The organism is Streptomyces sp. NPDC048473 (assembly GCF_043200155.1).
In the GTDB taxonomy this organism is placed as follows: domain Bacteria; phylum Actinomycetota; class Actinomycetes; order Streptomycetales; family Streptomycetaceae; genus Streptomyces.
Genome location: NZ_JBICXE010000130.1, coordinates 1 through 5,343, shown reverse-complemented (window position 1 = coordinate 5,343; position 5,343 = coordinate 1). Strand labels below are relative to the sequence as shown.

Here is a 5,343-nt window from a genome sequence, read left to right as displayed (position 1 = left end):
AAGCACGGCCCCGGCATCTACACAGCCGCTACGCAAGAGCCGATCAACTCCCTTGCGTGACCTGCGAGAACGCTAACTACCCGGCCTTGGGGGAAACGCCCATCTGCCCCAGGCTGATGGTCGCCCGCTCTCCCAGCCAGTTGAAGAAGCGGACGAGTTCGTCGAGACGGGCGCGACAACTGGTGACGTGGAGCGGGTTGCGGAAGGCCCGGGGCAACGGGGCGACCGACTGGTGGCGGGGTGCGAGCATCGCCAGGACCAGTTCCTTGGCCACCAGCCGCCAACGCGATTCCGTGATCAGGGTGAAGTCGAAGCGCCTCACCGAGGGGCTCAGCTGGGTCGGCAAGCCGATGACGTGGGTGAAGTCCCAGATGTCGTCCTCGAACGCGGGGCGAGCGGCGTTGCCCGGAAGGGTCAGCCCGGCTTCACCGCAGACATCGGCGCCCGCAAAGACGGCAGAGCGTCCGTCGAAGGCGGGAGCAAGAGCGGTGGTCATGCGGTCATCTCCTCGGGGCGCAGGGGAAGTTCGTCGTCCCGGTCGATGACGTGGGCGGCGGCCGCGGTGACCACGGCCGGATCGAAGCGGTCCAGGACCTGCTGGATGCGGGCGGCATAGGGGCCGAAGACCGCCATGAAGTGGGCGGCGGGCATCTGCTGCCACTGCCGGGAGAAGAACGCCTTCAGCCGCAGCAGGCTGACCGCATGCCGTGGCGCGAACACCGCCAGGGGACACAACAGGCAGACCCAGGGGCGGGCTGGACAGGGCTTGCCCTTCGGGCCATGCAGTCCGGACAGCTGATCACCGCAGGCAGCGGTGAACACATCCCGCTGTCCGCCCACGAGTTCGGCGATCGCCTCGTCGTCCAGGGCAAGGTCCGCCACCAGCTGCGGATAGCCCTCGGCCAGGGCGGCGGCCTCGTCCTCGGTGATCACCGTCGGCGGATGCGACCGGCGCAGCAGGTCATGCTGGGCGTCTTCGATCACGGCCTCGACCGCACGTTGCTGAGCGGGTGTCGCGGCCGTCAGATAGTGGTCGCCCTCGACGGCGGGGGTGTGGTTCGGATCGATGGTGGCCCGGCCGCTGCCGGTCCATGCGCTCTTGTCCCGCATCGCCTCGTGCGTGGTGCGGATCCGGGACCGGTGGATCTTCAAGGGCTGCCCATCGTCCCCGACCAGCTGGTGGCGCACGACCCACCGCTGAATGGCGACGCGGTCGAACTTCCTCACCCGACGGTCACCGCCGGCCCGGCTCAGCCCCAACCACAGTTTGCGGCCCTCGTCCGGCGGAACGAAGCTCCGCAGCAGCGTGGAGTGGGCCAGCCACTGCTCCAGCAGGCGCACGGCCCTGCGCGGCAGATTCAGGCTCTCGGCCGCGGTGCGGCCCTTGACGTAGGAGAGCAGGATCGTGGAGTCCCCGGCCCAGTCGACGTCCTGCGTGACCAGGTCCTCGATGCCGTCCGGCACGATCCCGGAGTAGATGCCGAACAACAGCCGGTAGGCGATGAGTACTTCCAGGTGCGGGAACAGAGCCTTTGTCGCGTCGTGGAAGCCGCCGCGGCGGTGGACCAACGCGGCCGAGATGCCGACGTTGCGGCCGAACTCGGAGATGCTCACCGGCCCGATGGTGGCCAGCAGCCAGCGAAGATTCTGGGGAGTCCATCCGCCCTCGGCGGGATGCTGTCCGTGAGCGACAGCGGTCAGGGCCTGCCGGTGGGCCGCGTACGACTCCTCGACGAGCCGTCGGCAGAGGTCGCCCAGCCGCTGCCACTCGGTCTCCGAGTAGGGAGGCAGGGCGTGGTGGTTCGGCTGAACGTTGAAGTTCCGTCCGGCCGCGAGCTCGAGCACGCCGTCCGCCAGCGAGCCGCCGGCCTGACCGAACGCCTCGACCATCGCGCGGGTGCACGCCTCCCGGCCGCCCGAGCATCCCATCAAATACTCGGCCAGCCTGCCCCGTCTGAGCTGGTCAAGGCCGCCGGTGAAGCCCTGCTCGGCCAGTGTCCGCACCATGCCCCGGATCGCCTGGGCGTAATGGTTGACCGTGCCCGCGGAATCCGCGGTGCCGTGCGGGTGGATCAGATCCACCAGGCCGGTGGCCAACTGCCTGGCCAGCAACGGGTTCGGCAAGCCGTCCAGCGAGAACGCCGCACGGCTTCCATCGCTGAACACGCATGTGATGCGCAGGGGCTGTTCGATCAGCATGGTCGGCATCAGAGAGCCCCGTCCTCGACGTCGTCGTCGAACTCGGCGGCGGCTTCCCGATCGGCGCCCGCGTCGTCGGTCAGCCCGGCTGCGGCGCCGGCCCCCTCGTATGCCTCCCGGAAGATGCGGGTCGTATCCAGGCGGCGGAGGTATTTTTCCGTGGTCAGGACGGTGGAATGTCCTAGAAGATCACGAAGCACCAGCAGCGGGTCGGCCTTGCTGAGGTAGAAGACCAGAGCGGCGTCGGCATCGGTGTCTCGCACGAGCTTCGCGGCCTGCCGGTAGTGCCCGGTGACCAGGTATTCCAAGGTCCTCATGGAGAAGGTGTGGCGGCATCGGTGGGGCCAGACGTGCGGGAATCGCGGTTCGAAGCGGGCCCGGATCCGGTCGGAGGTCCGCTCGAAAATCGTGGCCCAGGCGGTGAACGGGCCGCCGCCGTTCTTCACCGCCAGCAGGCACGAACCGCCCTCCGGGGCCACCAGACGACGCCGCTCGGCCGGCGTCAGCGATGCCCAGGGCCGCCGGATCCCGTTGATCAGCCCGCCCCGGGCGTCCGGCGCGGTCACCATCAGCGGTTCGCCCCACCGCCGTGGCGGCCGCCAGAGCGAGCCGTCCGTCGTGGCGGCCCGGTCCAGGTCGAGGTAGTCGTGCAGTCCGGCCAGGGCCTCGTAGGAGGTCCACGTGGTGCGGAACTTCTTGCCCTTGGTGATTCCGGCCGGCACCGGGAACGGGACGGGGACCGGGGTCGGCTCCGGTGGCAGGGCGGGGATCTCCCAGGGCAGCAGGTAGGTGAACTCCTGCAGCCGCATCCCGGTGGCCAGCGCGTGATCCCCGACCGCCGCGTTGCGGGTCAGCTCCCGCCCGTGGAAACCGGTGTCCTGTGAGCCGTCCGGCGCGAGCCCGCGCAGCCCCTTGCGGAACAGCTCGGTGAAGTCCGGCTCCAGGTACTTGATCGTCACGTGTGGCTTCGGGGTGCGGCGGACCGCCAGGTTCACCTTCACCTCCCGGCCGGTCCCGGCGAACAGGGCCCGCGCGGCCCGGTAGGTGAACGGCTCGGCCGTCGCGTACTCCTCGTGCATCGCCCACCGGTAGAACAGCGACAGGATGCTCATGTGCTGGCCCCACGTCGTGGCCGCGAACCGGGCCTTCAACGGGCCCGCCGCCCGATGCTCGGCGTACCGGCTCAACGCGGCCTTCAGCCGTACCCGCGAGTCGAACAGACCCACCCCGTGCTCAGCCAGGAACTCCATCCACTCCTTGACCACCCGCGCGTAGTTCTCCCACGAGCTCGGCGCCGGCGCCCCGCTGGCCGGGAGCTCACGCAACCACCGGTTCACCACCGCCGTCGGACGCGGCGCGGCCGGGCCGTCCTCGAAGCGCAGGTCGTCGTCGATGAGCACGGGCATCCCCTCGGGGATCAGCGGCCGATGCTCGATGTCCCAGGACTGCCAGCCCCGGGACGAGAAGAAGTTCAGGATCATGAGTGGCGACAGTAGAAACACCACACGCCTCAGTGCAAAACCCAAACCTCCAGGCCATCACCCCAGTTGGAGTCAATCGCCACACGGAAACTAAGCGGAGACAATGTGCCGGAACTGGTGCGGTTCGAAGTCGATGCCGGTGCGGCGCCGGAGCCGAATCACCAGGTCGTAGGTGGCGGAGTAGGTGAGCGGACGGCCGTGCGGGCGGCCCCAGAGATTGACGAACACGTAGTCCGAGTCGAGGGCACCGTACTCCCGGTTGAGGTAGTCGGCATACAGCCGCATCAGCTCTGCGCTGGCCGGGACGTCCCGGGAGCGGCCATCCTTGGCCCGGACCCGGTTCGCGTTCGGGCGCGGGATGACGCTCACCTGCCGTTCGGCCAGCGCGATGTCCTCATGCCGCAGGCCCAGGGCCTCGCCGATCCGCAGGCCGGTGTCCAGCAGCAGCGCGAACAGCAGCCGGTCCCGCAAATGCTCACATGCGTCCAGAACGGTCTGGGCGTCCTCGGCGGACAGTACCGACGGCCGCCGGACCGGTTGCCGTAGTCGGATCGTGCGGGCCTTCTGCGGACGGCTCTTGGCGATGTGTTCCAGGAACGGCTTGTACGAACTGCCGCGGCCACGGCGGCCGGCGGGCCGCATCGTCACCATCAGCCCGCCGAGCGGAACCCCGTGACGGGCGTGGAACTCGCAGAACGACGACAGTGCGGCGAGCTTGCGGTTCACGCTGGACTCCGCGCAGTGGTGGTCCACCGAGGGCAGCACCGCGACCTTGCCCTCCCGAGCCAGCGGCGGTAGCCGCAGCCAGGCCACGAACCCGGCGACGTCCTCCAACGCCACCGCCTGCCAGCGCAGCCCGCGCCCGTCAAGGTAGGCGAACCAGTCCTTCAGGTCGTGGGCGTACGCCTTGACTGTGTTCGGCGACTTCTCGACCGCCGGCAGGTAGGACAGGTAGCGCTCGATCGGCGCGACGGGCACGTGGTCGTCCCCGAGCACGGTCCACGACTCGGCGTCCGAGTCCGGCATCAGTACGCGCTGTACGCGCATGGAACCTCCCGCTCATCCGTGGTGGATGAGGGAAGGTAATCCCATCCACGACGAAGCGGGCTGCCCTTCACTCGTACGTGCTGCACGTGATGGACGGGGTCTCAAGGACTCCAGATAACGAAGCCCAACCGGGTCGCCCCGGACTTGTTCCGCACCTTCTTCGTATCGTCTTCGAGCAACGTCCAGACCTCGATCAGGTCCTCCGGCTCCCAGTCCTGCCGCACGCGCACTCCCTCGTCAAAGCCGATACTCGCCACATCATGGCGAGTACAGGTCATACATCGGGGGACTGCGCGGAACCGTCGCCAGACGGTTACGTTCTGCTACTTGTCGGGCAGCGTCAGCTATACGAGAACCGGGCCCCCAAGGGCAAGAGCGACCCCGGCTTCCGCACCAAGCTGCAGATCGCCGCAGAACTGGCCCGCACCGCGAAGGCTGCCGGGGTGGCCTTCCGCGCCGTGGCCGCCGACTGCGCCTTCGGCGACCAGGACGGCTTCCGCAGACAACTCGACTCGGCAGGGCTGCCGTTCGTCATGGCTCTCAAACCGAGCCACGGCACCTGGGCCTACGGCAAGGACGCCTACACTCCCGTCGATGCCGCCCGCACCTTGACCTG

At 68.8% G+C, this 5,343-nt stretch carries 6 protein-coding genes; 1 reads left to right on the top strand and 5 read right to left on the bottom strand.

The window, feature by feature from the left end; all coding sequences use genetic code 11:
* Positions 1-76: 76 nt before the first annotated feature.
* The 5 genes from ACGFU7_RS47505 to ACGFU7_RS47485 all read right to left on the bottom strand — a co-directional run bounded on the left by ACGFU7_RS47505 (position 77) and on the right by ACGFU7_RS47485 (position 4,951).
* Positions 77-496, bottom strand: coding sequence for a hypothetical protein (locus ACGFU7_RS47505; RefSeq protein WP_393704989.1), 420 nt, complete (start codon positions 494-496; stop codon positions 77-79).
* Positions 493-2,199, bottom strand: coding sequence for a hypothetical protein (locus ACGFU7_RS47500; RefSeq protein WP_393704988.1), 1,707 nt, complete (start codon positions 2,197-2,199; stop codon positions 493-495). Before ACGFU7_RS47500 ends, ACGFU7_RS47505 begins: the two co-directional genes overlap by 4 nt.
* A gap of 8 nt (positions 2,200-2,207) precedes the next feature.
* Positions 2,208-3,680, bottom strand: a complete 1,473-nt coding sequence (locus ACGFU7_RS47495; RefSeq protein ID WP_393704986.1) for a site-specific integrase — start codon at positions 3,678-3,680, stop codon at positions 2,208-2,210.
* A gap of 90 nt (positions 3,681-3,770) precedes the next feature.
* Positions 3,771-4,727, bottom strand: a complete 957-nt coding sequence (locus ACGFU7_RS47490; RefSeq protein ID WP_393704984.1) for a tyrosine-type recombinase/integrase — start codon at positions 4,725-4,727, stop codon at positions 3,771-3,773.
* A 101-nt stretch (positions 4,728-4,828) separates the two neighbouring features.
* A complete protein-coding gene (locus ACGFU7_RS47485; protein WP_393704983.1) occupies positions 4,829-4,951 on the bottom strand; it encodes a hypothetical protein in 123 nt (40 codons plus the stop codon).
* A gap of 36 nt (positions 4,952-4,987) precedes the next feature.
* On the opposite strand from ACGFU7_RS47485, the gene ACGFU7_RS47480 reads away from it, so the two are divergent.
* Positions 4,988-5,343 (top strand): transposase (locus tag ACGFU7_RS47480; RefSeq protein WP_393704981.1); only part of this gene is annotated, 356 nt, incomplete at its 3' end.